The organism is Terrabacter sp. 2TAF16 (assembly GCF_052115065.1).
In the GTDB taxonomy this organism is placed as follows: Bacteria; Actinomycetota; Actinomycetes; order Actinomycetales; family Dermatophilaceae; genus Terrabacter.
On record NZ_JBFRFZ010000048.1, the window covers coordinates 1 to 424 of the forward strand.

Consider the following 424-nt stretch of genomic DNA (forward strand, 5'->3'; position numbering starts at 1 on the left):
GGCGTGCGCGTGCCGCGCCTGGGCGCCGCGGGCGCCGCGGGCGTCGACCGACGCGACCGCCCGACGGAGGCGGGCGGTGAAGGTCCGCTGCGGCACCGGCTGCCCGTCTCGGGTCGGGGCGAGCACGGCCTGCGCGACCGTCGTGACGTCCGCGTCCGGGAGCTGGGCGGTGTCGGAGGCGACCTGCAGGGCCCGGTGCAGCGACAGCCGACCGTCGCGCAGCGCGTTCAGGACGACCCGGTGCCGGCGGGGCGCGGTGGCCAGGGTGAGCCGGTGGGCGACCTCCCCGGCGCCGACACCGGTCGCGAGGGCGATCTCCTCGGTGACGACCCGCTCGGGCGAGACCCGCGCGGACACCCGGGCGAGGGCCCCGACCGGGAGGGCGTCGACCTGGTGGGCCTCGATGCCGGCCAGCGCGCCGTAC

At 80.0% G+C, this 424-nt stretch carries 1 pseudogene; it reads right to left on the reverse strand.

The annotated features are described in order from the left end of the window. Positions 1 to 424 (reverse strand): annotated as a pseudogene (locus AB4Z14_RS22065) (HNH endonuclease signature motif containing protein); the annotation flags it as partial.